This window comes from Burkholderia pyrrocinia, from assembly GCF_022809715.1.
Taxonomy (GTDB): Bacteria; Pseudomonadota; Gammaproteobacteria; order Burkholderiales; family Burkholderiaceae; genus Burkholderia; species Burkholderia pyrrocinia_C.
In genome coordinates this window covers 786,104-812,919 of the sequence record NZ_CP094461.1, presented here as the reverse complement: position 1 = coordinate 812,919, position 26,816 = coordinate 786,104, and the positions used below count along the sequence as shown (strand labels likewise).

Annotated in this window: 34 protein-coding genes; 26 read left to right on the top strand and 8 right to left on the bottom strand. The window is 68.7% G+C overall.

Features of this window, described 5'->3' with window-relative positions; translation table 11 throughout:
- The first annotated feature begins 9 nt into the window (after positions 1 to 9).
- The 3 genes from MRS60_RS33775 (at position 10) to MRS60_RS33765 (ending at position 2,314) form a co-directional block, all read left to right on the top strand.
- Positions 10 to 1,542 carry an FAD-dependent oxidoreductase gene (locus tag MRS60_RS33775; protein ID WP_243566980.1) on the top strand — a complete coding sequence of 511 codons (1,533 nt, stop codon included), beginning with the start codon at positions 10 to 12 and terminating at the stop codon, positions 1,540 to 1,542.
- Between the two features lie 289 nt (positions 1,543 to 1,831).
- Positions 1,832 to 1,960: a hypothetical protein gene (locus MRS60_RS35110; protein WP_347814861.1), complete on the top strand. Its 129-nt coding sequence runs from the start codon at positions 1,832 to 1,834 to the stop codon at positions 1,958 to 1,960.
- 30 nt (positions 1,961 to 1,990) lie between these two features.
- The gene (locus MRS60_RS33765) at positions 1,991 to 2,314 is read left to right on the top strand and encodes a four-helix bundle copper-binding protein (protein WP_105391569.1); all 324 of its coding nucleotides are present in this window, start codon (positions 1,991 to 1,993) and stop codon (positions 2,312 to 2,314) included.
- A 52-nt stretch (positions 2,315 to 2,366) separates the two neighbouring features.
- Here the strand turns inward: MRS60_RS33765 and MRS60_RS33760 are convergent, their stop codons facing one another.
- Positions 2,367 to 3,413, bottom strand: coding sequence for a sigma-54 interaction domain-containing protein (locus MRS60_RS33760; protein WP_243566979.1), 1,047 nt, complete (start codon positions 3,411 to 3,413; stop codon positions 2,367 to 2,369).
- Between the two features lie 350 nt (positions 3,414 to 3,763).
- Here MRS60_RS33760 and MRS60_RS33755 point away from each other — a divergent pair, with 350 nt between their 5' ends.
- From MRS60_RS33755 to MRS60_RS33720, 8 genes are all read left to right on the top strand, one after another.
- A complete protein-coding gene (locus MRS60_RS33755; RefSeq protein ID WP_034184482.1) occupies positions 3,764 to 5,131 on the top strand; it encodes a sigma-54-dependent transcriptional regulator in 1,368 nt (455 codons plus the stop codon).
- Between the two features lie 76 nt (positions 5,132 to 5,207).
- Complete coding sequence (locus tag MRS60_RS33750) at positions 5,208 to 7,514, top strand: hybrid sensor histidine kinase/response regulator (RefSeq protein WP_243566978.1); 2,307 nt, start codon at positions 5,208 to 5,210, stop codon at positions 7,512 to 7,514.
- 353 nt (positions 7,515 to 7,867) lie between these two features.
- Positions 7,868 to 8,260: a BON domain-containing protein gene (locus MRS60_RS33745; protein ID WP_217589171.1), complete on the top strand. Its 393-nt coding sequence runs from the start codon at positions 7,868 to 7,870 to the stop codon at positions 8,258 to 8,260.
- A gap of 27 nt (positions 8,261 to 8,287) precedes the next feature.
- On the top strand, positions 8,288 to 9,313 hold the full coding sequence (locus MRS60_RS33740) for an SDR family oxidoreductase (RefSeq protein WP_034184479.1): 1,026 nt from the start codon (positions 8,288 to 8,290) through the stop codon (positions 9,311 to 9,313).
- A gap of 34 nt (positions 9,314 to 9,347) precedes the next feature.
- Complete coding sequence (locus MRS60_RS33735; protein WP_034184478.1) at positions 9,348 to 9,647, top strand: DUF2795 domain-containing protein; 300 nt, start codon at positions 9,348 to 9,350, stop codon at positions 9,645 to 9,647.
- A 51-nt stretch (positions 9,648 to 9,698) separates the two neighbouring features.
- Positions 9,699 to 10,268 carry a hypothetical protein gene (locus MRS60_RS33730; protein WP_034184477.1) on the top strand — a complete coding sequence of 190 codons (570 nt, stop codon included), beginning with the start codon at positions 9,699 to 9,701 and terminating at the stop codon, positions 10,266 to 10,268.
- Between the two features lie 132 nt (positions 10,269 to 10,400).
- Positions 10,401 to 10,973: a DUF4142 domain-containing protein gene (locus MRS60_RS33725; RefSeq protein ID WP_243566977.1), complete on the top strand. Its 573-nt coding sequence runs from the start codon at positions 10,401 to 10,403 to the stop codon at positions 10,971 to 10,973.
- A gap of 53 nt (positions 10,974 to 11,026) precedes the next feature.
- Positions 11,027 to 11,635, top strand: coding sequence for a DUF892 family protein (locus tag MRS60_RS33720; protein WP_105391561.1), 609 nt, complete (start codon positions 11,027 to 11,029; stop codon positions 11,633 to 11,635).
- A gap of 238 nt (positions 11,636 to 11,873) precedes the next feature.
- Here MRS60_RS33720 and MRS60_RS33715 read toward each other — a convergent pair whose 3' ends face one another.
- Together MRS60_RS33715 and MRS60_RS33710 are read right to left on the bottom strand one after the other, a co-directional pair.
- Positions 11,874 to 13,082 carry an MFS transporter gene (locus MRS60_RS33715; protein WP_105391591.1) on the bottom strand — a complete coding sequence of 403 codons (1,209 nt, stop codon included), beginning with the start codon at positions 13,080 to 13,082 and terminating at the stop codon, positions 11,874 to 11,876.
- A 46-nt stretch (positions 13,083 to 13,128) separates the two neighbouring features.
- A complete protein-coding gene (locus MRS60_RS33710; RefSeq protein WP_105391560.1) occupies positions 13,129 to 13,389 on the bottom strand; it encodes a DUF4148 domain-containing protein in 261 nt (86 codons plus the stop codon).
- A gap of 221 nt (positions 13,390 to 13,610) precedes the next feature.
- Between MRS60_RS33710 and MRS60_RS33705 the strand changes: the two genes are divergently transcribed.
- The 3 genes from MRS60_RS33705 to dctA all read left to right on the top strand — a co-directional run bounded on the left by MRS60_RS33705 (position 13,611) and on the right by dctA (position 16,882).
- The gene (locus tag MRS60_RS33705; RefSeq protein WP_105391559.1) at positions 13,611 to 14,504 is read left to right on the top strand and encodes a LysR family transcriptional regulator; all 894 of its coding nucleotides are present in this window, start codon (positions 13,611 to 13,613) and stop codon (positions 14,502 to 14,504) included.
- Between the two features lie 88 nt (positions 14,505 to 14,592).
- Positions 14,593 to 15,516, top strand: a complete 924-nt coding sequence (locus tag MRS60_RS33700) for a LysR family transcriptional regulator (RefSeq protein WP_034184669.1) — start codon at positions 14,593 to 14,595, stop codon at positions 15,514 to 15,516.
- A 43-nt stretch (positions 15,517 to 15,559) separates the two neighbouring features.
- Entirely contained in the window at positions 15,560 to 16,882 is a 1,323-nt protein-coding gene (gene dctA, locus MRS60_RS33695) for a C4-dicarboxylate transporter DctA (protein ID WP_243566976.1), read from the top strand.
- A gap of 24 nt (positions 16,883 to 16,906) precedes the next feature.
- Here the strand turns inward: dctA and MRS60_RS33690 are convergent, their stop codons facing one another.
- The 5 genes from MRS60_RS33690 to MRS60_RS33670 all read right to left on the bottom strand — a co-directional run bounded on the left by MRS60_RS33690 (position 16,907) and on the right by MRS60_RS33670 (position 20,582).
- The gene (locus tag MRS60_RS33690; protein ID WP_034184472.1) at positions 16,907 to 17,689 is read right to left on the bottom strand and encodes a substrate-binding domain-containing protein; all 783 of its coding nucleotides are present in this window, start codon (positions 17,687 to 17,689) and stop codon (positions 16,907 to 16,909) included.
- Between the two features lie 45 nt (positions 17,690 to 17,734).
- Positions 17,735 to 19,030, bottom strand: coding sequence for an MFS transporter (locus MRS60_RS33685; protein ID WP_034184471.1), 1,296 nt, complete (start codon positions 19,028 to 19,030; stop codon positions 17,735 to 17,737).
- A 194-nt stretch (positions 19,031 to 19,224) separates the two neighbouring features.
- Positions 19,225 to 19,707, bottom strand: coding sequence for a PRC-barrel domain-containing protein (locus tag MRS60_RS33680; RefSeq protein WP_034184470.1), 483 nt, complete (start codon positions 19,705 to 19,707; stop codon positions 19,225 to 19,227).
- Between the two features lie 95 nt (positions 19,708 to 19,802).
- Complete coding sequence (locus tag MRS60_RS33675) at positions 19,803 to 20,234, bottom strand: CBS domain-containing protein (protein WP_034184469.1); 432 nt, start codon at positions 20,232 to 20,234, stop codon at positions 19,803 to 19,805.
- 96 nt (positions 20,235 to 20,330) lie between these two features.
- The gene (locus MRS60_RS33670; protein WP_131949608.1) at positions 20,331 to 20,582 is read right to left on the bottom strand and encodes a hypothetical protein; all 252 of its coding nucleotides are present in this window, start codon (positions 20,580 to 20,582) and stop codon (positions 20,331 to 20,333) included.
- A gap of 182 nt (positions 20,583 to 20,764) precedes the next feature.
- Between MRS60_RS33670 and MRS60_RS33665 the strand changes: the two genes are divergently transcribed.
- From MRS60_RS33665 to MRS60_RS33610, 12 genes are all read left to right on the top strand, one after another.
- Positions 20,765 to 21,067 carry a hypothetical protein gene (locus MRS60_RS33665; RefSeq protein WP_034184667.1) on the top strand — a complete coding sequence of 101 codons (303 nt, stop codon included), beginning with the start codon at positions 20,765 to 20,767 and terminating at the stop codon, positions 21,065 to 21,067.
- Between the two features lie 170 nt (positions 21,068 to 21,237).
- A complete protein-coding gene (locus MRS60_RS33660) occupies positions 21,238 to 21,480 on the top strand; it encodes a hypothetical protein (RefSeq protein WP_243566975.1) in 243 nt (80 codons plus the stop codon).
- The gene (locus MRS60_RS33655; protein WP_243566974.1) at positions 21,477 to 21,788 is read left to right on the top strand and encodes a hypothetical protein; all 312 of its coding nucleotides are present in this window, start codon (positions 21,477 to 21,479) and stop codon (positions 21,786 to 21,788) included. The genes MRS60_RS33660 and MRS60_RS33655 overlap by 4 nt, the downstream gene beginning before the upstream one ends.
- Positions 21,789 to 21,813: 25 nt before the next feature.
- Positions 21,814 to 22,122 (top strand): hypothetical protein, encoded by a 309-nt coding sequence (locus MRS60_RS33650; RefSeq protein ID WP_034184465.1) that lies wholly within the window; start codon positions 21,814 to 21,816, stop codon positions 22,120 to 22,122.
- Positions 22,123 to 22,280: 158 nt separating this feature from the next.
- Positions 22,281 to 22,451: a hypothetical protein gene (locus MRS60_RS33645; RefSeq protein WP_243566973.1), complete on the top strand. Its 171-nt coding sequence runs from the start codon at positions 22,281 to 22,283 to the stop codon at positions 22,449 to 22,451.
- A 138-nt stretch (positions 22,452 to 22,589) separates the two neighbouring features.
- A complete protein-coding gene (locus MRS60_RS33640; protein ID WP_243566972.1) occupies positions 22,590 to 24,029 on the top strand; it encodes an RNA polymerase factor sigma-54 in 1,440 nt (479 codons plus the stop codon).
- Between the two features lie 85 nt (positions 24,030 to 24,114).
- Complete coding sequence (locus tag MRS60_RS33635) at positions 24,115 to 24,303, top strand: DUF3008 family protein (RefSeq protein WP_217589180.1); 189 nt, start codon at positions 24,115 to 24,117, stop codon at positions 24,301 to 24,303.
- Positions 24,304 to 24,349: 46 nt separating this feature from the next.
- Positions 24,350 to 24,511, top strand: a complete 162-nt coding sequence (locus MRS60_RS33630) for a DUF1328 domain-containing protein (protein ID WP_034184461.1) — start codon at positions 24,350 to 24,352, stop codon at positions 24,509 to 24,511.
- Positions 24,508 to 24,894: a DUF3022 domain-containing protein gene (locus tag MRS60_RS33625; protein ID WP_175747923.1), complete on the top strand. Its 387-nt coding sequence runs from the start codon at positions 24,508 to 24,510 to the stop codon at positions 24,892 to 24,894. Before MRS60_RS33630 ends, MRS60_RS33625 begins: the two co-directional genes overlap by 4 nt.
- A gap of 86 nt (positions 24,895 to 24,980) precedes the next feature.
- Positions 24,981 to 25,229, top strand: coding sequence for a hypothetical protein (locus MRS60_RS33620; protein WP_034184459.1), 249 nt, complete (start codon positions 24,981 to 24,983; stop codon positions 25,227 to 25,229).
- Positions 25,230 to 25,242: 13 nt separating this feature from the next.
- Positions 25,243 to 25,746 (top strand): DUF421 domain-containing protein, encoded by a 504-nt coding sequence (locus MRS60_RS33615; protein WP_034184458.1) that lies wholly within the window; start codon positions 25,243 to 25,245, stop codon positions 25,744 to 25,746.
- Positions 25,747 to 25,799: 53 nt separating this feature from the next.
- Positions 25,800 to 26,792, top strand: a complete 993-nt coding sequence (locus MRS60_RS33610; RefSeq protein WP_105391551.1) for a Ku protein — start codon at positions 25,800 to 25,802, stop codon at positions 26,790 to 26,792.
- Positions 26,793 to 26,816: the final 24 nt, after the last annotated feature.

Below are 26,816 nucleotides of genomic sequence, written 5' to 3'. Positions count from 1 at the left end.
AGCGATGTCATGTCCGGAAGCGATTCCTCGTCTTCACACCCCGATCTCGCGCAGGGCATCGCGCTCGACGACATCGCCGACGGCGCGATGATCGAGGGCCATGTCGGCGACGCAGCGGTGCTGCTCGTGCGCCGCGCCGACGAACTGTTTGCGGTGGGCGCGCAATGCACGCACTACGGCGCGCCGCTGGCCGATGGCCTGCTGGTCGGCGACACGATCCGCTGCCCGTGGCACCACGCGGCGTTCTGCCTGCGCACCGGCGCGCGGCTGCGCGCGCCGGCGCTCGACGGGCTGCCGTGCTGGCGCGTCGAACGCCGCGATGGCCGCGCCGTCGTGCTCGATGCGCGGCCGGCCGCCGCGCCGCCTGCGCTGAACGCGGCCGGGTTGCCCGCATCGGTGGTGATCGTCGGCGGCGGCGCCGCTGCGATCGCAGCCGCCGTGACGCTGCGGCAGGAAGGTTATCCGCATCCCGTCACGCTGCTGAGTGCCGATCGCGATCCGCCGTACGATCGGCCCAATTTGTCGAAGGACTATCTCGCGGGCACGGCCGACGCCGACTGGCTGCCGCTGCGCGCGCCGTCGTTCTACGCCGACCATCGAATCGACGTACGGTGCGGCACGCGTGTTGAACGAATCGATCCCGCGCAGCATGCGGTCGAGCTGGCCGACGGCAGCCGCGTCGGATACGGCGCGCTGCTGCTTGCAACGGGCGCCGAACCGAACCGCCTGACCGTGCCCGGTGCCGATCTGCCGCACGTATGCGTGCTCCGCTCGCGCGCCGACTGCGACGCGCTGATCGGCAAGCTGAAAACGGCGCGCCGTTGCGTCGTGGTCGGCGCGAGCTTCATCGGGCTCGAAGCGGCCGCTGCGTTGCGCACGCGCGGGCTCGACGTGCATGTCGTCGCACCCGATGCGCAACCGATGGCACACGTGCTCGGCGAAGCGCTCGGCGGCACGATCAAGGCGCTGCACGAATCGCATGGTGTCGTGTTCCATCTCGGCGCGACGCCCGCGCAAATCTCACCGGACAGCGTGACGCTGTCGACCGGCGACGTGCTGCCGGCCGATGTCGTGGTGGTCGGCATCGGCGTTCATCCGAACGTCGAGTTCGCACAGGACGCGGGGCTGGCGGTCGAGCGCGGCGTGACGGTCGACCGCTTCCTGCAGACGAGCGCGCCCGGCATCTACGCGGCCGGCGACATCGCACGCTGGCCCGATCCGCTGACGGGCCAGCGCATTCGCGTCGAGCACTGGGTCGTCGCCGAGCGGCAGGGCATCGTCGCGGCGCGCAACATGCTCGGGCAGCAGCAGCCGTTCGACGCGGTGCCATTTTTCTGGAGTCAGCATTACGACATGACGATCAACTACGTCGGGCATGCGGAGCAATGGGATCGCGTCGAGATCGACGGCGACCTCGGCGCGCACGACTGCACGATCGCGTACTGGCGCGGCGACACGCGGCTCGCGGTCGCGACGATCGGCCGCGATCTCGACAGCCTGAAGGCGGAAGCGGCATTGGAGCGGCAGATTGCAGCCGCGTGACAGCGGCCCGAATCCGGCGGTGCTGCGCGCCGTATGACACGCAGTCGTGCGTCCGCGTGACGGCCGTCACGCAGCGCCTGATGGGGATGATTCTCGCGGCGTTCGCGATGCAGATGATCGTCGCGAGCCTGAAGGCCGCGTTCGCGCTGCCGCGTTGAAGGCGCCGCCCGACTCGTCGAAAACCCGCCGCTGTTTGACCCGACGCCAGCGCCGTTGCCCGGGCGCGCGCCTTGCTCGATCAGTTCGACGGTCACGTTCGCCGTCCCGCTTTCGACAACGAGGGCCGCACATGAAAGCCGTCATATTTCACGGCATCGGCGACATTCGCATCGATACGGTGCCCGACCCGGATATCGCCGATATGGCCGATGCGGCCGCACGCGAACCGGGCCGGATGAAGGTGCAGCTCGAACCCTGACGAATGCGAACCGGAACGAGGAGCGATGCGATGGACGATCGATACGACAACTGCATGGCTGCGTGCGACGCGTGTGCGCACGCGTGCGATACGTGTATGGCCGCATGCCTCGCGGAACCCGACGGGCATGCGCTGGCGGCCTGCATCGCGCTCGATATCGAATGCGCGCAGCTGTGCCGCTTCGCGTCGGGCGCGATGGCGCGCCGCAGTGTGCTCGTGCCGAGCGTGTGCGCGCTGTGTGCGCAGGCGTGCGACCTGTGCGCGACCGAATGCCTGCTGCACGCACACGATCATTGCCGCAATTGCGCGCTCGCGTGCGAAACGTGCGCGGCGATGTGCCGCGCGATGGCGTGAGCATGCGCGGTCGCGGGGCGCGCTGAACCCGATGCGCGACGCGCAGCCGTGCTCACTGATTCAGTGCGCCCGGCGGCGGGGCTGCGCTCGCGCTGGTGGTGGCGATGGCGTCACCGGGGTTCGGCGCCGCCGCGCCGTTCGTCGCGCTGCGCTCGTGCTCGGGCAGTAGCGCGAGACGGTTGTACAGCGTCTTCAGGCTGATGCCGAGCGCCTTCGCGGTGCGCGGCTTGTCGCCGTTGAAATGCCGCAGCGATGCGGCGATGAAGCGCTGCTGCGTGTGCGCGAGCGTCGTGCCGATATGCAGCGTCATCGCGTTGTGGCGCACTTCCTCGTGCGGCGGCTGGCGGCGCGGCAGTTGCAGGTCGATCTGCTCGTCCGCGAGGATGAACGCACGCTCGAGCGCATTGCGCAGTTCGCGCACGTTGCCGGGCCACGTATACGCGCGCAGCGCCTTCATCGCCTGCATCGACAGGCGCTTTCTCGTGCGGTGCCGCGCGTTCAGCCGCTCGACGATCTGCAGTGCGATATCGCCGACGTCGTCCTCGCGCTGCCTGAGCGGGGGCACATGCAGCGCGATCATCGCGATCCGGTAGAACAGGTCTTCGCGCAGCCGGCCGCTGCGCACGGCCTCGACGGGATCGTGATGCGTGGCCGCGACGATCCGCACGTCGAGCGGAATCGATTCGTGGCCGCCGACGCGCACGATCGTATTCGATTCGAGCGTGCGCAGCAGCTTGACCTGCAGCTCGCCCGGCATTTCCGCGATCTCGTCGAGGAACAGCGTGCCGCCGCAGGCGGCTTCGAACATGCCCACATGCTGCGCGACCGCGCCGGTGAAGCTGCCTTTTTCGTGACCGAACAGGTGCGATTCCGCGATGTCGGGCGCGATCGCGCCGCAGTTGACGGGGACGAACGGCCCGCGCCGCCGCGGGCTCAGGTCGTGCAGCAGGCGCGCGACGATGTCCTTGCCCGCACCGCTTTCCCCGACGATCAGCACGCTGGCGTGCGTGGTCGCGACGCGCGACACCTTCAGTAAAAGGGCCTGGATCGTACGCGAGCGACCGAAGAGCCGCGCGCCGTCATCGCCGGTTTTCGCCATGGCGCGATATCGAATCAGGAAGATTTGACCGAATATTGTGGAGGTCTGATGAAAAATCGACGTGGCATGCGTCGATTTCCTGTAGGGAGCTTACCTTTTATACCAACGGCGCGACATTGAATCTGGCAATGCGGGCCACCGCGACAGATAGATTTATTCGATGGGCGATGAATGCGCGACCGCGGTCTCCTATACTTCCAAGCAGCATTTTCCATTGCAGGACGGCCGATCCGCTCATTGGTGTGCAGAGCGGAAGGCGTCGCCATGTGCCGGCCGCGCGTGCTGCGCCGCATATCCGTCGCGGTACCGGCCAGCGCCCGCGCCGGGCCGCCTCTCACCAGGAAGCCTCGATGCCCTATGTCCTGATCGTCGAAGACGATGCCGATACGCGCACGATGCTCGCGACGCTCGCTCGCACGCAGCAGCTCGCATGCGATACGGCCGCGACGCTCGAAGAAGCGCGCACGCTCGTCACGACGCATACCCCCGATCTCGTGCTGTGCGATCTCGTGTTGCCGGACGGCAACGGCATGGATCTGTTCGATGCATTGCCGAAACGATCGCACTGCGAAATGGTGTTGACCACCGGTCACGCGAGCCTCGAAACCGCGATCGACGCATTGCGGCGCGGTGCGACCGACTATCTCGTGAAGCCGCTGAACATGCAGCGGCTGAACAGCATCTTCGCGCGCGTGCCGCGCACGACCGCGCTGCACGAAGAGATTGCCGAGCTGCGCTCGGAGCTGAAGCGCCTCGGGCGTTTCGGCCGCATGCTCGGCAGTTCGCCCGCGATGCAGACCGTCTACGATGCGATCGGCCGCGTCGCACGCACCGAGGCGTCGGTGCTGCTGACGGGCGAATCGGGCACCGGCAAGGAACTCGCCGCGCAGACGGTGCACGACCTGAGCCTGCGCCGCCGCGGCCCGTTTCTCGCGGTGAACTGCGGCGCGATCGCCGCGAACCTGGTCGAGAGCGAGATGTTCGGCCATGACCGCGGCAGCTTCACGGGCGCCGAGCGCCAGCACAAGGGCTTCTTCGAACGCGCGGACGGCGGCACGCTGTTTCTCGACGAGATCACCGAGATGCCGGTCGAATCGCAGGTCAAGCTGCTGCGCGTGCTGGAGACGGGGCGGCTCACGCGGCTCGGCTCGACGCGCGAGATCGACGTCGACGTGCGCATCGTCGCCGCGACGAACCGCGATCCGGAAGCCGCGATGGCGGACGGCAAGCTGCGGCCCGACCTGTTTCACCGGATCAACGTGTTTCCGATTCCGTTGCCGCCGCTGCGCGAGCGCGGCGACGACATCCCGATGCTCGCCGACGCGTTCCTGCAGCATTTCAACGAAGAGAGCGGCCGGCATCTGCGCTTCGCGCCGGCCGCGCGCGAAGCGCTGAAGACCCATGAATGGCCCGGCAACGTGCGCGAACTGCGCAACTTCGTGCAGCGCGCGAGCATCTTCAGCGATGCGGACGTGATCGAGACGCTGCCGCCGCCGATCATGGAAGAGCTGTCGAACATGGTCGATTCGCACGAGGATCGCGTGACGGTGCCGTTCGGCACGCCGCTCGAGGAAGTCGACCGGCGGCTGATCCTCGGCACGATCGCGCAATGCGGCGGCGTGAAGGCGCAGGCAGCCGAAGTGCTCGACGTCAGCCTGAAGACGATCTACAACCGGCTCGCGCAACTGGAAGACGAAGCGGACAAGCCGGATTCCTGATGCCGCCGCGCCCGCGCCCGTGCACCCGTTCCCGCGTGGCGTCGCGCATCGTCGTCGCGCGGCAGGAGCGTATCCGATGATCGACTTCTCGCGAATGCGCGCCGGGAATTACGCAACGGCCGTGATGCTGGTCGCGATCGCGACCGTGCTGCAGGCGCTCGCGATCCGCTTCGGCGGCGTGAACCTGCCGTTCGTCCTCTACTACCCGCTGCTCGCGGGCGCCGCGTGGGCCACTTCGTTCCTGTTCGGGATGGTGGCGACCGTGATCAGCGGCATGCTCGTGTGGACGCTGTTCCTGTCCGATCCGGCTGCCTATACGGAGCCGCTGCCCGAGCGGCTCGTCCGGCTCGGGATGCTCGTGCTGGTCGGCGCGCTCGTCTGCGCGATTGCGTCGATGCTGCGGCACGCGCGACTCACGAACGAACACGCGCGCCGGCGCGAAGCGGCCGCGCATCGGCGGCTCGCAGCCATGTTGCAGGCGCTGCCGCATGGTGTGATCGCAACCGATACGAACGGACGGCTCACCTACATGAACGCGGCCGCGGCCGCACTCGTCGGCTGCGCGCCGGGCGATGCGACGGGCCGCGCCGCGCGCGACGTGCTGCGGGTGTTCGATCGCACCGGCCGCCGCGTGCCGGCGACGCCGCTCGATCGCGCGCTCGGCGGCGCGGGCGTCGTGTCCGACCAGCACTGGCTGCATGCGGACGGCCGCGAGCCGGTGCCGATCGTCGAGGTCGCGTCGCCGATCGCCGATACCGACGGCAACATCGACGGCGCGGTGCTGCTGTTGCGCGATGCCGGCGCGGATCGTTCGCGCGTCGACGCGTCGCGGCTGCAGCGCGCGGTGGTCGACGCATCGCCGGACGCGATCGTCGGCGTCGATGCCGACGGCCGCATCGTCAGCTGGAACCCGGCCGCGCAGCGCCTGTTCGGCTATGACGAAGGCGATGCGCTCGGTCGCGCGTTCGAATCGCTGGTCGCGATGCGCTGGCTGAAACGCAGGCCGTTCGCCGAATTGTTCGACGATATGCGCGAACCGGTCGGGCCGATCGACCTGCTGTGCGTGCGACGCGATGGCCGGCGCTTTCGTGCGACGGCGGCGGCGGGCCCGGTGAGCGGCGACGCGCGTGCGTGCGTCGCGCTGTCGCTGACATTGCGCGAAACCGGCGCGCAGCGCCTGCGCGACCTGCGCACGCTGCGCTCGCTGCAGCGCGCGCGCCATGCACGAGACCAGGCCGATACGTCGAACCGTCTGAAGGACGAATTGCTTGCGACGGTGTCGCACGAATTGCGCACGCCGCTGAACGTGATCTATGGCTGGGTCGAGGTGCTGCGCAACTCGGGCGACGACGCGCTGCAGCAGCAGGCGATCGACGCGATCGACCGCAGCGCGCGTTCGCTCACGCGGATGGTCGGCGACATCCTCGACGCATCGTCGCTCGCGACCGGCAAGCTGCAGCTCGACGCGATGCCGGTGGATGTCGTGCGGCTGTTCTCCGACTCGGTCGGCGCGTTCCAGACGGCCGCGTCGTCGGCCGGTATCGTGCTCGAGTTCGAATGCACGGCGGCCACCTGCATCGTGTCGGGCGATGCCGAGCGGCTGCGGCAGATGCTGTCGAATCTCGTGTCGAACGCGCTCAAGTTCACGCCGAGCGGCGGCGCCGTGACGGTCGCGCTGGCGCGTGTCGATACGCGCGTGGTGCTGACCGTGTCCGACACGGGGCAGGGTATCGCGGCGGAGTTCGCGCCGTTCGTGTTCGACATGTTCCGCCGTGCGGACGATTCGCCCGCGTCGTCGCGGCGCGGCCTCGGGCTCGGCCTGTCGATCGTGCGGCATATCGCCGAACTGCACGGCGGCAGCGTGGCCGTCCAGAGCGCGGGCCGCAATCGCGGCGCGACGTTTACGGTGACGCTGCCGGCCGGCTGGCAGCCGATGGGCGCGATGGCCTGGGGGATCGCGCAGGCGGATGGCCGTCACGAGCCGCTCGTGCTGGATACGCAGCGCATCCTGATCGTCGACGACGATGCAACGACGCGCGCAAGCCTGACCGCCGCGCTGACCACGTTCGGCGCGACCGTCGCGATCGCGTCGTCGGGCCGGGAAGCGCTCGCGGTGGCCGCCGACATGCGGCCGACCGTCGTGCTGTCCGATCTCGCGATGCCGGACGGCGACGGCTTCTGGCTGCTCGACGCGCTGCGGCGCAGCGCGATGAACGGCGACGGTGCGCTGACCGACCTGCGCGTGCTGGCCGTGACCGCGCACGCGGGCCTCGCCGACGAACGCCGCGCGCTCGAAGCCGGGTTCGAAGGTTATCTGTGCAAGCCCGTCGACGTGCGCGAACTGGCACGCAAGATTGCGCAGATAACGAAGCGCAACGGTTGACGCCGCGCATGCGGTAGCGCGCCGTCGCGCCGAGGATTCCACAGGCATATCTTTCCCGCGCCGGCGCGGGTTCGCCGATCGATGCGATTCCCTGCATGATGTCGCCGCCGATGCAGGTGGGCGCGTCGACGCGCGCCCGTTGCCCACCCAATACACGCCTGTTACCCGCCCGTTACCCATCGCCGGGCAATCGTCATGCCCGGCAGATACACGCCGAAAAAATTACAACGCATTGGATGAAAGCACCTCCACAAGGCGCCACGCGCGTGCATGCGGCGCCGGCGCCGCGGCACGCGCCTTGCGCGGGTGACACGTGCCCGCCGGCCATGCCGGCCCGACGAAAGGAGGTCACGATGAGGATATTCCCGCTGCAAGCCCGTTCCGCGCGATCGGGCAGTCACCCCGCGAAGCGCATCGGCATGGCCGTCGCGATTGCCGCGGCCACGGCCTGCGCAATGGTCGCGCCGAACGTACTCGCCGCCGGCGACGACAGCGCCGCGTCGTCGTCGCATTCGACGACCGGCACGAAGATCCGCGACGCGACGATCACGACCAAGGCGAAGGCCGAACTCATCGGCACGAGCGGCCTGACGGCCGGCGACATCCATGTGAAGACGCGGCGCGGCATCGTGACGCTCACCGGCAGCGTGCCCGACGAGCAGCAGCGTACGCAGGCCGTCGGCGTCGTGAAGCAGCTCGACGGCGTACGGAGCGTGCGCGATCAGCTGACAATCCGGCCCAAGTGACGTCGGCGCCGTAACAGGAGTCCAGTCATGAACTGCATGCTCAAACCGGTCGGCGAGCAGACGATCGTGATTACCGGCGCGACCAGCGGCATCGGCCTCGTCACCGCGCGCAAGGCGGCACGGCGCGGCGCGAAGCTCGTGCTGTTCGCACGCAACCAGGAGGCGCTGAACACGCTGTGCGACGAAATCCGCCAGCACGGCGGTCTCGCGGTGCCGGTCGCCGGCGACGTCGGCAACATCGAGGATCTGCAGCGCGCGGCCGCGACCGCGGTCGATACATATGGTGGTTTCGACACGTGGATCAACAACGCGGGCGTGTCGATCTTCGGCACGGCGGCTGCCGTGCCGCTCGAGGATCAGCGGCGGCTGTTCGATACCAACTACTGGGGCGTCGTGCATGGGTCGCTCGTCGCGTCCGACCATTTCCGGCGCAAGAGCGATTTCCACGGCGGCGCGATCATCAACATGGGCAGCGAGGCGTCCGACGCGCCGGTGCCGCTGCAAAGCGCCTACGTCGCGTCGAAACATGCGGTGAAGGGCTTCACCGATTCGCTGCGGCTCGAAATGGAAGCGGACCACCTGCCCGTATCCGTCACGCTGATCAAGCCGGCAGCGATCGACACGATGTTCGTGATGCACGCGAAGAACTACATGAACGTCGAGGCGAAGCTGCCGCCGCCGATCTACGACCCCACCCTCGTCGCCGACGCGATCCTGTTCGCGGCCGCGCACGCGCGCCGCACGCTGTTCGTCGGCGGCGCCGCGAAATTCGCGTCGGCGAGCGCGTACCACGCGCCGCACCTGTTCGATCGCGTCGCGGCCACGCTGTTCTCGCGCGGCCAGCGCACGGTGCGGCCCGCGCGGCCGCGCGACGACAACGCGCTGTACGAGTCGCGCCACGCGCTGCACGAGCGCGAAGGCATGGACGGGCCGGTGCTGCGCGGTTGCGCGTACAACACGGTGGTGCAGCGGCCGAAGGTCGCGGGTGCGGTCGCGCTGGGCGCGGCGCTCGTGGTCGCCGCGCTCGCGCGTTCGCGACGCGCTTCCACGTGAGCCGAGCCCGGCATTTTTTCCGAAGGAGGCTTCGATGACATCCCGATTGCATACGGGCCACGAACTCAGTCGCTCGCGTTCGCACGAAGGCGAGCGCGCGGTGCAGGACCGCGACAAGGGCGGCCACCAGGCAGGGCACGGCAAGGCGCCGGGCCCGGTCGACATCCGGAAGACGCTGAAGGGGCTCGACTATCCGGCGAGCAAGGCGGACGTCGTCCAGTGCGCGGAGCGCGCGCATGCGGACCGCGGCGTGATCGACCTGCTCACGCGCATTCCCGATCGCGAATACGGCACGCCGGCGTCCGTGTCGAAGGAACTCGGGCGGCTGATGTGAGCGCCGCCGTGCCGCGCCGTACGCCCGGCGCACCGTTACGAGGAGACGAACATGGCGATGATCGTCGCAGGCCGCTTCACGACGTTCGATGAAGCGGAAGGCGGGGCGCGCTATCTGTACGAACGCGCGTTCGGCCCGGACGACGTGTCGATCTTCTTCCTGAACCCGGGCGGCCAGCATGCGCGCTTTCCGATCGGCGGCGACGTATATGCCGACTCGGCGGCTAAGCCGGGCGGCCGCGGCGCGATGATCGGCGCGATGCGCGGGTTGCTGATCGGCGCCGTCGCGGGGCTGGCCGTTTACGCACTCGGCGAGCGCGAGTGGTTCGTACCGGCCGCCGGCGCGCTGGCCGGCGCGTATCTCGGCGCGTTCGGCGGCGCGCTCGGCCGGATGCGCGGCGAGCGCGCCGAAGGCAAGGGCACGCTCGCGCACAGCGACACCGGCGTGATCCTGGCCGCGCGCGTGACGTCCGATACCGCGAACACGGCGGAGGGCGTGCTGCGCGCGAGCGGCGCGATGTCGATCGAGCGCGTCGAAGGCGACTGGCAGGACGGCGAATGGCGCGACTTCGATCCGGTGCGCCGGCCGGACGACGCCGCGTCGGGGAGCAGGACGAACTGATCGGCTGCAACGTGCCGCTCGTGTCCGATTTCGCGAGCGGCGGGCGGGCCGGACATCGCGCCCGAACGGCGGTTCGATCGGCAGCGGCGGGCGGTTGTCCGTCCCGGCCGCCCCCAAGCAAGGAGAAGACGGATGAAGCAGTTCAACTGGACGATCGCGGCACTCGCCGCGCTCGCGCTCGCTGTCCCGGGCCTCGCGCATGCGCAGATGCCGGGCGGCGTGATCGACCCGTCGTCGGGCGCTGGCGACGCGCGCATCGTGAAGGCGCCGCAAGGCGGCGACGCGGAATTCATCGACAAGGCCGCGATCGCCGGCAAGGCCGAGGTGCAGGCGAGCCAGCTTGCGCTGAAGCAGGCGCAGTCGCCGGACGTGCGCGCGTTCGCGCAGCGCATGGTGGCCGATCACGGCAAGGCGAACGCGCGGCTGAACGAGATTGCCGCGCGCAAGGGCATGAAGCCGCAGGCCGATCAGATCGCGGACCCGGACGTCGAGGCGCTGCGCGGCAAGCGCGGCCGCGATTTCGATGTCGCATACGTCGCGGCGGCCGGCCCCGATGCGCACCGCAAGGCCGTCGCGCTGTTCGAAGGCGAGGCGCGCGACGGCAGGGACGCCGAACTGCGCGCGTTCGCGAGCGCCGCGCTGCCGACGCTCAGGCATCACCTGAGCATGGCACAGGCGCTCGAACGCAAGGTGGGTACGCAATAACGCGTGCCCGTTCAACCCCGGGCCGCATGCGCGGCCGTATCCTGGAGACATTCATGGCACACCGGCAACAGAAGCACGAAGGCATCCGCGAACTGCTTTGTCAGGCGTATGAAACCGAGCTTGGCGGCGCGAAGATCTACGAGGCTGCGCTGCAGTGCGCGACCGACGAGGATTTGCACAAGGAATGGGAGAAGTACCATCGCGAGACGCTCCATCATCAGGAGGTGCTGCGCAAGGTGTTCGACGCGCTCGGCATGGACCCCGACGCGCAGTCGCCCGGACGCAGCGCGGTGGCGGCCACCGGGAAGTCGCTCGTCCACGTGATCGAGCAGGCGCGCAAGCAGGCCGATCCGGCCGTCGCGCAGGTCGTCGCGGCCGAATGCGTGGTGCTCGCCGAGACCAAGGACCACCTGAACTGGGAACTGATCGGCTATGCGGCCGACCAGTTGTCGGGCGATGCCGCGAAGGTGCTGAAGGGCGCGCACGACGAGGTCGAGGCAGACGAGGATCACCACCTGTACCACACGCGCGGCTGGGCACGCGAGATGTGGATCGAGTCGATGGGCTTCAAGGCCGTGCTGCCGCCGCCGGAGGAAGTGAAGAAGGTCGAGTCGGCGGCCGATGCGGCACGCGCCGAACGTTCGCGCGGCAAGATGATGTGACGGGCTGATGTGACGGGCGCGCCAGCCGGGCAGCGGCGGATTGCCGGCGGCCCGGCTGCCATCACGTGCCATCACGTTGTGGGCGCAACGATCCGACCGAGCCGGATCGCGTCAGCATGTCGACGACCATCCACAGCGTGTTGAAGCCGAACTGGCTGCCCGCCTGCGCGTAGACGGCGACGTTGCTCGGGTCGGCGCCGGATGCGCCCGCGAGCAGGCCCGGGCCGAGCCGCCGGTATCACGGCTTCGCGGCGGCGTGCGGCACGGCGGCGCGTCCGGCGGCGCACGCCAGCACGCCGGCGAAGACGAGCAGCGCCGCGCTCGTCGCGAACGTCGCGCGATAGCCGTGCGCGTCGTACAGCAGGCCGCCCGTCGTTGCGCCGAGCGCGATCGCGAGCTGCACGACCGCGACCATCAGCCCGCCGCCGGCTTCGGCATCGTGCGGCAGCGTGCGCGCGAGCCACGTCCACCAGCCGACGGGCGCGGCCGTTCCGGTCAGCCCCCACAAGGCAAGCAGGCCCGCGGTGGCCGCCGTCGACGCGCCGCACCATGCGAGCGCGACGGCGATCGCCGCCATCAGCAGCGGGGTGACGACGAGCGTCCGGTAGAGCGCGTTCTTCAGGAACGCACCGATCAGGATCGTCCCCGCGACACCGGCCACGCCGATGACGAGGAGCATCAGCGACAGCGCGGTATGGCCGACGTGCGTCACCGTTTCGAGGAAGGGGCGCAGGTACGTGAACAGCGCAAACTGCCCCATGAACAGCAGGTTGACGGCCGCCATGCCGAGCGCGACCGGCCGACGGGCGAGCAGCGTCAGCGCATTGGCCGGCGCCGCGCGTGACGCGGTTTTCATCGGCGGCAGGCTGACGAGCTTCCAGCCGAACGCGATCGCCGCGATCGGCACGACGCAGAAGAACGCCCAGCGCCAGCCGACGATGCCGCCGAGAAAGCTGCCGAGCGGCGCGGCGACGACGGTCGCGAGCGCATTGCCGCCGTTGACGATCGCGAGCGCGCGCGACACCTGCGCATCGGGCACCAGGCGCATCGCGGTCGCGGCCGACATCGACCAGAAGCCGCCGATCGCGATGCCGATCAGCGCGCGCCCCGCGATGAAGGCGGGGTAGTTCGGCGCGAGTGCGACGACCGTGCCGGACACGATCGTCAGCAGCGTCAGCACGAGCAGCAGCCGCTTGCGGTCGCGCCTTCCGGCCAGCGACGCGATCAACAGGCTCGTCGCGAGCGCGAATGCGCCGGACACGGAAATCGCCTGGCCCGCCAGGCCTTCGCTGATATGCAGGTCGCTCGCGATCGGCGTCAGCAGGCTGACCGGCATGAATTCGGACGCGACGAGCACGAACGCGCCAAGCGCCATCGCGAGGACGGCGCCCCATGCGGCGGGGCGAACGGTCGCGTCGTCGCGATCGGAGGTGGAAGCGGCTTGCATCGTCGACATCGGCTCGGGTCGGGTGGAATCGCGGCGCAAACGCGCATCAGTCGCAGCGGGCGCCAGCCGTGCTGCGATCGGCCACGCGGGTGCGGCCGCCGGCATCGCGCGCGCCGGCTACGCTTGCAGCCGCGGCCTGTGCGTCGTCGACCCACGTGCGCGGATTGGCGCGCGCCGGATTGAAACCGGCGGCTTCGTAGCGAATCATGTCCTCGCGCACCTGCTCGCGCGTCAGCCCCAGCGCATGAGCGAGCAACGGGCTGGAGGCGGCAAGCGCGACTGCGAAAAAGCGAAGAAGAGGTTTCACGAGCGGGCTCCGGGAAGGAATGCGTGGACGGTCCCGACGCGTGCGGTGGCCATGCGGGAACCGGAAGGCTTCGCAGTCTATCGGCTCGAATCCGATCGATTAAGTAGCACGGCGCGCTTGGACTTATAAGCTGCGCCGATGAATCGGCGGAAGTCGCGCCGGGCGGTCCCGGGCGGTGTCGGTGCTAGGATGGGCGTCCGTTTCGACAGGAGCCGCCCGACATGCCGCGCGAAAACCTCAACGATCTGCTCGTGTTTCTCGCGGTGGCGCGCGACCGGAGCTTCACGCGCGCGGCGGCCCGGCTCGGCGTGTCGCAATCGGCGCTGAGCCAGACGGTGCGCGATCTCGAAACGCGGCTCGGCGTGCGGCTGCTGACGCGCACGACACGCAGCGTGTCGACGACCGAAGCAGGGGAAGAACTGTTTCAGGCCGTCGCGCCGCGCATCGACGAAATCGAAATGAAGCTCGCCGCCGTGTCCGATTTCCGCGACAAGCCGGCCGGTGTCGTGCGCATCACTGCCACCGAGCATCCGATCGACACGATCGTGTGGCCGAAGCTCAGGAAAGTGCTGCCCGATTACCCGGACATCCGCGTCGAGCTGTCGGTCGACTACGGGCTGTCGAACATCGTCGAGGAACGCTACGACATCGGCGTGCGTTACGGCGACCAGGTCGCGAAGGACATGATCGCGGTGCGCATCAGCCCGGACATCCGGATGGCGATGGTCGCGTCGCCCGCCTATCTCGACGGTCGCAAGCCGCCGAAAACGCCGCAGGACCTGCTCGACCACGACTGCGTGACGCTGCGGCTCGCGACCGCGAAGGGCATCTATGCGTGGGAGCTGAAGAAGGGCAGGAACGAGATCCAGGCGCGCGTGAACGGACGGATCACCTGCAATACGCAGCCGCACATGGTGCAGGCCGCGCTCGACGGGTTCGGGATCGCGTTCGTCACCGAAGACATCGTGCTCGAACACGTGCGCAGCGGCACGCTGCGCATCGTGATGCCGGACTGGTGCCCGGTCTTTCCCGGCTATCACGCGTATTATCCGAGCCGCCGCCAGGCATCGCGCGCGTTCTCCGTCGTGATCGATGCGCTGCGGCACCGCGCGTAGCAGGCGTCGGAGCCGGGCATCTCCCGGCTGGGTGAGCTTGCCCGAATCATGCAAAATACCCGGCATCTGAAATGTGGAGACGTGGTCCGTGGGAATCAACTTCGATTTGACCGATTTGCAGGCGTTTCGCGCGGTGGTGGAGCTGGGAAGCTTCCGAAAGGCCGCCGACGCGATCAGCATTTCGCAGCCCGCGCTGAGTCGCCGGATCGACAAACTCGAGGAAGCGCTCGGCGTGCGGTTGTTCGAGCGCACCACCCGCAGCGTCACGCTGACCACCGTCGGGCGCGTGTTCGCGCCGAGCGCCGAGCAACTGCTGGACGATCTCGACGTCGCGCTGCTCGGCATCCGCGACGTTTCGTCGAGCCGCCTCGGTCATGTGACGATCGCATGCGTGCCGTCGGTGGCCTACTACTTCCTGCCGAACGTGATCGCGAGCTATCATCGCCGCTTTCCGCGCATCAGGGTCAAGCTGCTGGATGCGAGCGCGAACGACGTGCTGGGCGCGGTCATCAGCGGCGAGGCCGATTTCGGCGTGAGTTTCATGGGCAGCCAGGAGCCGGAGATCGAGTTCAAACTGCTGCTGCAGGAACGGTTTGTTGCCGCGTGCCGGCGCGATCATCCGCTCGCGCGCAAGAAGCGCGTGACCTGGAACGAGCTTTACGAGTACGAGTATGTGTCGGTGGACAAGACTTCCGGCAACCGCCTGCTGCTCGACCAGGCATTGACGACCGTCGCGCCGCGGGCGCCGAGCGTGTGCGAGACGCGCCACGTGACGACCCTGCTCGGGTTGATCGAAGCGGGGCTCGGCGTCGCCGCGGTACCGTCGATGGCGATGCCCGGACACGACCATCCCGTGCTCACGAGCGTGCCCCTGGTCGAACCGGTGGTCAAGCGCCGGGTGGGCATCGTGAAACGGCGCGGCCGCGCGCTGACGCCGGCCGCGGAGGAGTTTCACCGGGCGATCGTCGACGCGAAACGCGCCGGTGCGGCAAGCGGCGACGCATCCCGATGACGACGATCGGGCCTACGGCCGGAACATCGGGGAGCACCGCATCGTGAGGCTGGCAAGACCGCTTCGTTCGCTCTATGTGCAGGTTCTGCTGGCGATGGTGCTCGGCGTGAGCGTCGGCCACTTCTGGCCGTCGGCGGGCGCGCTGCTCAAGCCGCTCAGCGATGCATTCGTCGGCCTCGTGCGGATGATGATCGCGCCGATCGTGTTTTGCACGATCGTCTCCGGCATCACGTCGCTGGCGAACGGCAAGGCCATCGGGCGCACGATCGTGCGCGCGCTGGTGCTGTTCTATCTGCTGACCGCCGCCGCACTCGCATTCGGGCTCGTCACCGCGTTCGTGCTGCGGCCCGGCGCCGGCATGCACGTCGACGTGCACCATCTCGATTCGAGCATCCTCGCGCAATATGTACGGCATGCGCAACCGCACGGGCTCGTCGAGTTCGCGCTGAGCGTGATCCCGGACACGATGCTCGGCGCGTTCCGCACGGGCGAGGTGCTGCCGGTGCTGCTGCTGTCGCTGCTGTTCGGTTTTTCGCTGAACGCGTATCCGCAGGCCGGTCGGCCCGTGCTGGCGCTGATCGACGGCGTCGCGCAGATCGTCTTTCGCGTGCTCGCGATGATCATGCGGCTCGCTCCGCTCGGCGCATTCGGCGCGATGGCGTTCACGGTGGGCCGCTTCGGCATCGGCTCGGTCGGCTCGCTCGCGAGGCTGATGGCGTCGTTCTACGTTGCCTGCGTGCTGTTCGTTGCGCTGGTGCTTGCGCCGCTCGCACGACTGCACGGTTTCGCGTTGTGGCGGCTGTTGCGCTACCTGCGCGAGGAATTGCTCATCGTCCTCGCGACCTCGTCCACTGAGCCGGTGTTGCCGCGGCTGATCGTCAAGCTGGAGTCGCTGGGGTGCGACAAGGGCGTCGTGGGGCTCGTGCTGCCGGCCGGCTACTCGTTCAACCTGGACGGCACCGCGATCTACCTGACGCTCGCGGCGTTGTTCATCGCGCAGGCGTGCGACGTGCCGCTTTCCGCGCCGCAAATCGCGGCGATGCTCGCCGTCATGCTGCTCACGTCGAAGGGGGCGGCCGGCGTGTCCGGCAGCGGGCTCGTCGCGCTCGTCGCGACGCTCGCCGTGATGCCCGACCTGCCGGTTGCCGGGGTCGCGCTGCTGGTCGGCATCGATCGCTTCATGTCCGAGGCGCGCGCGCTGACGAGCGTGATCAGCAATGCGTGCGCGGTGATCTTCGTTTCGTCGTGGGAAGGGGAGTGCGATCGTGCGCGGCTCGCGCGGGTACTGAGCGCGGCCGAGCCGGCGAACCTCGACTGCGCCGATGATGCCGCGGACAACGCCGGGCGCGACGGGAAGGCTGTCTGACGCACGCCTTCCCGTGGCTCGTGCTCAAGGGGCGGAGACGGAATCCAGTCCGGTCGACTTTACTTGCGCCTGCACGTCGGGCGATGCGAGATAGTCGAGGAGTGCCTTCGCTTCCTTTGGATGTTGCGCGCCGACGGGGATGCCGGCAGCGAAGCGCGTGACGGATTGCAGCGATTCGGGAATCTTGCCGACGAAGGTCGCGCCCTGGACGGGCAGCAGTTCGCTCACCTGCTGGAAGCCGATTTCGTAGTCGCCGTTCGCGACCACGGACGCGACCGGAATCCGCGGGATCATCTTCGCCTTCGATTTCATCTGGTCGTCGATGCCGAGCTTCCTGAACAACTCCCGCTCGATGTAGACGCCGCTCGCGCTATCCGAGTAGGCGACCGACTTTGCATGCAGCAGCGCTTGCTTCAGGCCTTCGGCCGAGCTGATGTCGGGTTTCGCCGCGCCGTCGCGCACGACCATGCCGATGCGGGAATCGGCCAGCTCGACGCGCGATCCGGGGATTACCTTGCCTTGCTTGATCAGGTCGTCGAGCGCGTAGCCGACCATGATCACCGCGTCGGCAGGCTCACCGCGCGCGAGCCGGTTCGGAATCGCTTCGGGCGCCTTGCCCATCGACGGGCCGAGCGCGGTGTCGAGCGTGTTGCCCGTGCGGGACGCGAACTGCGGGCCAAGGAGCTTGTAGGCCGCGGTGAAGCCGCCCGAGCTCATTACGTGCAGCTCGGCGGCCTGTACATTCGCGGTGACTGCGGCGGTGGCGACGAGCGCGGTCGCGCACAGTTTCAGGAGCGGGTTTTTCATGGTTGTCGTCGTGCGGAGTCGGGGCAGGTTGCTCGGTTTGGGGCTTCAGTGCGCGGGCGTCAGCGTCGGCGTCCGGCGGCGATAGAGGGCGAACGTCGCCAGCAGCGCGCACACCGCGGCGAGGCTCATCCAGTAGCCCGGTGCAGCCTTGTCGCCGGTCATGTGAATCAGCGCCGTCGAGATGGCGGGCGTGAAGCCGCCGAATACGGCCGTCGCGAGGCTGTAGGCGAGCGAGAAGCCTGCCACGCGCACCTCCACCGGCATCACTTCCGTCAGCGCGACGATCATCGCGCCGTTATAGATCCCGTACATGAACGACAGCCACAGAAGGACGAGCAGCATGTTGACGAACGACGGCGCATGAGCGAGCAGCGACAGTGCAGGATAGGCGGTCGCGATCGCGAGCACCGTCATGCCGACGAGCAGCGGCCGGCGGCCGATCCTGTCCGACAGCGCACCGCCGATCGGAAGCCACACGAAGTTCGACACGCCGACGCACAGCGTCACGAGCAGGCTGTCCGCGGTGCTCAGGTGCAGAACCGTCTTGCCGAAGGTCGGCGCGTAGACCGTGATCAGGTAGAAGCTCGTGGTCGTCATCGCGACCAGCATCATGCCTGCGAGAACCACGCCCCAGTTCTGGACCAGCGTACCGAACACTTCCTTCATGCCGGGACGATGCCGGCGCGCCTTGAATTCCTGCGTTTCCTCCAGGTTGCGACGCAGCATGAAAATGAACGGCACGATCGTGCAGCCGACGAAGAACGGCACGCGCCATCCCCATGCGGCGATGGCCGATGCGCTGAGCCATTGATTGAGCGCGAAGCCGAGGCCCGCCGCGACGACGATCGCGACCTGCTGGCTGGCCGACTGCCAGCTCGTGTAGAAGCCCTTGCGGCCGGGCGTGGCCATCTCGGCAAGATAGACCGACACGCCGCCCAGCTCGGCACCTGCCGAAAAGCCCTGCAGCAGTCGCCCGATCAGCACGAGCGCGGGTGCGAGCAGGCCGATCGTCGCGTAGCCCGGTACGAACGCGATCAGGATGGTGCCGCTTGCCATGATGGCCAGCGTGACGATGAGGCCCTTGCGGCGGCCGACGTCGTCGATGTACGCGCCCAGCACGATCGCGCCCAGCGGCCGCATCAGGAAGCCGGCGCCGAACACGGCGAACGTCATCATCAGCGAAGCGAACTCGCTCGCGGCGGGAAAGAACACGGCGGCGATCTGCGTCGCATAGAAGCCGAACAGGAAGAAGTCGAACTGCTCGAGGAAGTTGCCGGCCGTGACGCGGAATACCGCGGCGGCCTTCGAACGTCCGGTCGGAAGGCTGGGCGAGGGGTGCATCGGGGGTGTCTCCAGAAAAATTCAGGCAACGCGCGGAAGGCGATCGATTGTCGTTTTGGCAATGTTCGCCCGGAGACGGAGAAACGATAAGTGCGATTTTTGGATGGATTGATGTCGTATGGTTATCAATAGGGTCGGCCGGCAGACGAAAAAAAGCCCCGCATGAGCGGGGCGTGTCGGCCGGTCGCGAACGATCAATGAGGGTCGCGGGTGCGCGGATTGTTCAGTTCCTCGGTCGGATCGGTCAGCCCGAGCTCGTCGCCGGGGCTCCAGTACGGCGCACTGCCGTAGTACTCGTGCAGCGGCTCGGCCCATTGCGGATCGGCCATCGCCGGCCAGTGGTCCTTGTCGAAGCCGGGGGCGTTCTTGATCCGCTCCGACGACACCGACAGCAGGAAGCACTTGCGCTCGGTGTCGAGCGTCAGCGCGCTCCACGGGATCGCGAGCAGCTTGTCGCCGATGCCGAGCAGGCCGCCGCTCGACAGCACCGCGTACGCGATGCGGCCCGAACGCACGTCGAGCATGATGTCCTTGATCTTGCCGACGTCGTCGCCGTCGGTCGTGTAGACCTTGTCGCCTTCCAGCGTATTGGCCGCCATGACGTCGGGGCCGGGGCCGGCCGCCGTTGCGGCGCCCTTGCCGATGATGCGGGTCTGACCTTGATTGGAAGTCTGCATGGTGTTTCCTCCAGGCTGCGTGGTGCGCGATCGTGCCCGGGCGGGCCGCGGGTCGCGCGGGTGGTCGGGACGGGGCGAAGCGCAGGCTCGACCCGTCACGTCTGCCTCGGCTGCGACACGCCTTCGAGCGTGTTCGCGACGTCGTCGTGCGTCGGGCCGGCCGAGCGCGTCGCGATGTCCGCGAGCGACAGCATGCCGACCAGCCGCTTGTCGTGATCGACGACGGGCAGGCGGCGCAACTGTGCGTCTGCCATGTAGTGCTGGATCTCTTCCAGCGAATCGTCGTCGAAGCACCATTCGATCGGGCCCGACGCGACTTCGTGAATCCGCGTCTCCGGCGGCTTGCCGGCCGAGATCGCGCGCACCGCGAGATCGCGGTCCGTCACCATCCCGATCAGCCGGTTGTTGTCGCACACGGGCAGCGCGCCGATGTCGTAGCGCTCCATCAGTTGCGCGGCATGGCGGATCGAGTCGGTCGGCGCGATGCACACGACGTCCTGCGACATGATTTCGTTGACGCGATGCATGAAAGTCCTCCTTGCAGGTTGGGGGGCGATGTTCCAGCACATTCCATTCAGCAAACCGCATGCCGTGCGGCGCGCGCGGCCTGTCGTTCGTCGCCGTCATTTGTCGCGGCGTTCGCGCTTGTCCTGCCACGGCCCGTCGTCGTGCGTGCCGGGCGGCGTGTCGGGCTCGATGCGCGTGATGCCGCCGGTCGCGGGCGGGTCGCTGGCCGGGAACGTGTCCTCGAGCTGCTTGTCGATATGGCGTTCCGAATGGCGCGTGTGCGTGCGGTCCTCAGGCTTCAGCGGCTGCGATGGGGAGGGTCGCTGCTTGCGCTCCGGCGCGTGGCCGGACCGGGTCGAATCCTTCATGGCGAAGCTCCGTATCGGTAACGATGACGCGGATTTCCCGCAACGGCCGTTCCCGGATCGCACGCGGCACGCGATTTGCCACGTCGGCGGCGAAGACGAAGACGACGACGATGAATACGTCCATTGCAGCAACGCGCGCGCACCCGGTGCCTGCGGTGCGCGCATCAAGCGGAGACACGACGATGATTCCGAAACGACGACCAGGCGTACGCTACGAGATCAACGTATGCGGCGGCGGATTCGATTCGGTGAAGAGCCATTTCGATACGTGGAAACACGAACCGCTGATCTACCGGCCCGAGCGCCGGATGTTCGAGGGCAAGGCCGACGTGCGGCCGCTCGGCGACGAGACGTTCGGCTCGACCGAGCCGGCGCGCTTCGCGCTGCAGCGCGCATGCGAGCCGGCCGATCCGTATGCGCTGGCGGCGCGGGTGCGGGACGACGGCCGCGAGCTGTGGCTCGTGATGGCTGCGTACGACGCGTAGCGGCGCGCTTGCAAGAATTGCAGCGAACGGTGTAGCGAATGCACGGCGCGCGCCGCGCGCGCGTATGCGCGGCAGCGCCGGCGTGCGGGCGTCGCGAACGGACGGCACGCGGATTGCGGACCCTGGCCACATCCGTCAGACCACGCAACGATGCGCGCTATGGAGTGCCGATGAATCACGACCGCGATCAGCGGCTGGACCGGCCTGACCCGCCGATGCCCGACGTGGAGCCGGACCCCGAGCCGCCCGATCCCGACGACGTGCCGCCCGACATGCCGGAACCGTACCGCCATCCCGAAGGCGACCCGCCCGGGCATGCGCCGCCGGAACGCGAACCGCCTTTGCGCGATCCGCCCGTGCGCGCATCGCCGGCGGGCGCGCTGCCGCGAACGCGAATGGAGGGCATGCAATGAGCATCCGTATCAAACCCGGCATGCTGCGCGACATCGCCGAGACGCTCGGCCGCCATTTCGAGGCGCGCGCGATGCCGTTCCATGTCGAGGAGCAGCCGGCCGGCGCATTGCATATCGGTTTTCGCGTCGACGGCCATCCGGCGTCGCTGACCGTGACCTTCGATGCCGACGCGTTCGCCGCGCTCGAACAGGCGGATATCGCGCGGCAACGCGGCACGCTCACGCGCGTCGCGGCCGAATTCGACGTGATGATGGCGCGCCGCGCACCCACCGCGTATGCGGGGGATTTTCGTTTCAACCGGCTCTGAGCCGTCGATCCGACGGAGGATTTCGATGAACACGATCCAGACGATACGCGCGGGTGCATGCGCGTTCGCCGCCGCGTGCGCGCTGGGCGCATGCACGCAGGGCACCACCTACGGCACGCGCGCGGCGCCGCCCGCACCGCCCGACGGCCATGCGACGCCGCCGAGCGCGACGATGCCTGATGCCAATACGCGTTACGAGACGCGTCCGTCGCCGGGCAACACGATGCCGCAGGGCGCGACCGGCGGCGATCCGGCCGACGTCCCGCCGCCGGGCCCGAACGGCGTGCAGGGCGGCCAGACGCTGCCGGGCACGCCGCCGCCGATGCAGTACTGACGCATTGCGTGTGTCGCACGGCATGCGCGTTGCGGAACGGCATGCGCGCCGCGCATCGCGCCGCGCGGCATGCCGCATTCGTGATGCGGTGAAGGAACGTGATGGCGAAGATGAAACCCGCGGCGTGCCGCGAGTGGATCGTGCAGCAGGAGCGCGACATGGCCGCGTGGCTGCTGCGTCACCTGCCGGAGCTGACGACGGCATTTTTCCCGATCGCTCGGCCGTCGATCGCATCGATGCGAGGCACGGCGAAGCGACAACGACGCGGGCGACCGGGCGCACTTCTTGCCGCGCGAAATGCGTGCCCCAAACTTGCCGCCGGCTTGTAAAAAAGCGGCCCCGTCAGGTTGCGTGATGGGGCATGAACCCGCGAAAACCCCGGCACGGCGCGCGTGGACGGATTGGCACGAAAGCTGCGTAAACCCTGTCGACGAAATACCGCGAACCGAACCGTCAGGAGGCTTTCGATGTCCGTCTCGCTTGCGCTGCAGATGCGACAGCATCTCGCACTTACGCCGAGGCTTCAGCAGTCGCTGCGGCTGCTGCAGTTGTCCTCGCTCGAGTTTCAACAGGAATTGCGGCAGGCGCTCGACATGAACCCGTTTCTCGAAGACGGCCAGGGCGACGGCGAAGAGGAAGCCGCCGCCGGAACGCCCGAGCAGGCGGCCGAAGCCGCCGCGCCCGAAGCGTCGCCCGAACCCGACGACGTGCGTCCGCCGGGCGGCGAGGTGTCGTATACGGCCGCGCCCGCGCCGCGCGGTACGGGCCGCCAGGGCGACGACGCCGACGGCCTGTCGCCCGGCGAATGGATGGCCGCCGAGCCGTCGCTGCATCAGCAGCTGCACGATATGCTGCGGCTCTACCCGCTGAACAAACGCGACCGCGAAGCCGCACGCATCGTGATCGATGCGCTCGACGACGACGGCTACCTGCGCCAGGAGCTGCCCGACCTGCTGGTCGCGGCCGATCCGGCGCTGCTGCTGTCGCAACAGGATCTCGCGGTCGCGCTGCGGCTCGTGCAGATGCTCGACCGCCCGGGCATCGCCGCGCGCTCGCTGTCCGAATGCCTGGTACTGCAGCTCGACGCGATCCCGGCGGGCACGCCGGCGCTCGCGGAAGCGAAGGCGATCGCGCGCGAGCATCTCGAACGGCTCGCGCGCCGCGAGACGGCCGAGATCCAGCGGCGCATCGGCTGCAACCCGCAGACGCTGCACGCCGCATGCGCGCTCGTGCGCGGGCTCGATCCGCGCCCCGGCAATCACTACGGCAGCACGCGCGGCGACTACGTGGTGCCCGACGTGATCGTGCGCCAGGTGCGCGACGAGTGGATCGTGACGATCAACCCGGCCGTGCTGCCGCGCGCGCGCCTGCACGAGCGCTATGCGACGCTGTTCGCGCAGTCGAGCGGCGAGCGCGATTCGCCGCTCGGCCAGCAGTTGCAGGAAGCGCGCTGGCTGATCCGCAACGTGCAGAAGCGCTTCGAGACGATCCAGCGCGTCGGCGAATGCATCGTCGCGCGGCAGCGCGATTTCTTCCGCTACGGCGAGATCGCGATGAAGCCGCTCGTGCTGCGCGACATCGCGGATGAGCTCGAGCTGCACGAATCGACCGTGTCGCGCGCGACGGGCAACAAGTACATGGCCACGCCGCACGGTACGTTCGAATTCAAGCACTTCTTCCCGCGCAAGCTCGAGGCGGCGGGCAAGGGCGTGTGCTCGGCAGCGGCCGCCAAGGTGCTGATCCGCGACATGATCGCGGCCGAGCGTCAAACCGATCCGCTGTCCGACGTCACGCTCGCGCAGAACCTCGCGGGGCGCGGCATTCTTCTTGCGCGTCGCACGGTGACGAAGTATCGCCAGGCGATGAAGATCCCGCCGGCCGACCTGCGGCGCCGTGACGCCGCATGACGACCCGGGCGACCGAACCGCGCGCGTGCGGCCTGTTGCACCGACATTGCGTCGTAGCGCGCGCGCCAACGAGAGGAGCGCAACCATGCCAGCAAAATCCCAGGCCCAGCAGCGTGCTGCCGGGGCCGCGCTGTCGGCCAAGCGCGGCGACACGAAGATGAAGGACCTCAAGCCGCCGGCGAAGTCGATGGCCAGGTCGATGAGCGAGAAGGAACTCGAGAAAATGGCTTCCACGCCGGTCCGCGGCAAACCCAGGCACAAGCACGATGCGTGATCGACGACGACGTGTGTTCGCGACCGCTGTCATTCAGGAGGGCTCCATGCTTCGATACGCCATCATTTTCTTCATCATCGCGCTCGTCGCGGCCGTGCTCGGCTTCGGCGGCATCGCGGCCGGCGCGGCCGAGATCGCGAAGATCCTGTTCTACATCTTCGTCGTGATCTTCCTGGTCACGCTGCTGCTGGGCGTCGTGCGACGATGACCGGCGCGCCCGACCGCTCGCAGCGCGTCGCGGAACTCGAGCACGCGCTCGCGAACGGCTTCCCGTCGGAGTCGACCGTCGTCGTGCATGCGGACGACGCATCCGGGCGGTTGACGATCCAGGTGTCGTGGGTGCGCGTGCCGGTCGACGAAAGTGCGCGCGAATGGCGTTGCACGGTCGACCTGCGGTTCGATCCGCACGTGGTCGAGCGTTATGCGTGGCTCGGCGAGGACGACCGGCTGCGCGTGCGCACGTATCTGTGCGATGGCGCGCGACGCGCGGTGGACGAACGCAAGCCGCGCGTCGAGGACGACGCGATCGAATGCAACGTGGCGCTCGATATTACGGATGCCGAACTCGACGCGGCGTTGCGCGCGCCCTGACGCCGAGGCCGACGCCGACCGCCGCCCGCGCGGCCGCGCGGCCGCGAGCGCGGCGGACGGCCATCGAATTCCACGAGGACACCTCGATGACGAATCCCCCACCAGCCGGCAAGACGCCGCCGTCCGCGCAGCGAGACGTGCGCGAGGCGTTCAGGCACCTGAAGCCGGTCGCGGCCGTCGGTGGAGGACGGCTATTGACGATCGCCGCGTATCCGCCGGACTCGGCACAACGCGTGGCGGTCGATCCCGACGCGGTAACGCACACGTTCCCGGACGACCTCGGCCGCCACCGGATCCGGGCGCGCAAGCAGCAGGCGGTCGACCTGCCCGCGTAGCAGCGCCGCGATCATGGACGTCGTCGTCGCGCTGTTCGGGCAGGGCCGGATGCTCGGCCCCGGCCAGATGGCGTTGCGTGCGATCGTCGTGTTCGTGATCGCGCTGGTGCTGATTCGCATCGCCGGGCGGCGCGCGTTCGGGCAGCGTTCGCCGTTCGACTACGTGGTCGGCATTCTGCTCGGCGCGATCCTGAGCCGCGCGGTGGTCGGCGCGTCTCCGTTCGTCGCGACCGTCGCGGCGTCGCTCGCGATCGTGCTGCTGCATCGTGCGATCGGCTGGGCATGCGTGCGCTCGCGCCGGCTCGAGCGGATGCTGGTAGGCGCCGAGCGCGAGGTATATCGCAACGGCCGCTTCGACGACGCACAGATGCGCGCCGCGCTGCTTACGCCGACCGACGTGCGCGAAAGCGTGCGGCAGGCGACCGGCGCGACCGACCTGTCCGACGTCGACGCGGCGATCCTGGAGCGCAACGGACACGTGAGCATCGTGCGGCGCAGCCGCGGCCGCCGGCCGTAGCATCGGCCGAGGACGACGGCGTCCGGCGCAACGATGCCGCAAGGAGGACACCCATGGCACGGATGATCTGGAAAGGCGCGATCAGCTTCGGGCTCGTTCACGTGCCCGTGCAGCTGTTCCCGGCGACGCGCACCGTGAAGCCGTCGTTCAGGCTGCTCGACAAGCGTTCGATGGACCCGGTCGGCTATCGGCAGATCAACAAGCGCACCGGCAAGGAGGTCGCACGCGAGGACATCGTGCGCGGCTACGAGTACGAGAAGGAGCGTTATGTCGTGCTGACCGACGACGAGATTCGCGCGGCGAACCCCGAATCGACGCAGACCGTCGATATCGTCACGTTCGTCGACGCGGACGCCGTGTCGTTCCTGTATCTCGACACACCGTACTACCTGGTGCCGGACCGCAAGGGCGAGAAGGTCTATGCGCTGCTGCGCGACGCGCTGCAGGACAGCGGCAAGATCGGCATCGCGCACGTCGTGATGCACGATCGCCAGCATCTCGGCGCGCTGATCCCGGTCGGGCCGCTGCTCGCGCTCGATACGCTGCGCTGGCAGGAGGAACTGCGCCCGCTCGACGAGCTGCCGGTGCCGGCCGGCGACGCGAAGCGCGCGGGCGTCAGCGCGCGCGAGCTCGCGATGGCGAAGAAGCTGATCGACGACATGTCGGGCACGTGGACGCCCGACGAGTATCGCGACACGTTCCGCGACGACATCCTCGAACTGGTCGAGCGCAAGGTGCGCGCGGGCAGCGTCGAGGAGATCGAGGATCGGCCGGCGCAAACGGCGCGCACGGCGACCAACGTCGTCGACCTGACCGAGCTGTTGAAGCGCAGCCTGAAGGGCGGCGGCGGCGCGCGTGCCGCGCGCGAGGACGACGACACCGGCGCGTCCGCGCCGCGCACCGCGAGCGGGCGACGCAAGCCGGCCGCGAAGGCTTCCGCCCGGGGCGCCGCGAAAGCAACCGCGAAACGGCCGGCCGCGAAGCAGGGCGCGACGGGCGCGCATGCTGCGAAGAAGACCGCCGCGCGCCGGAAGCACGCCGCATGACACCGCGCGACAGGAGGTGACGCG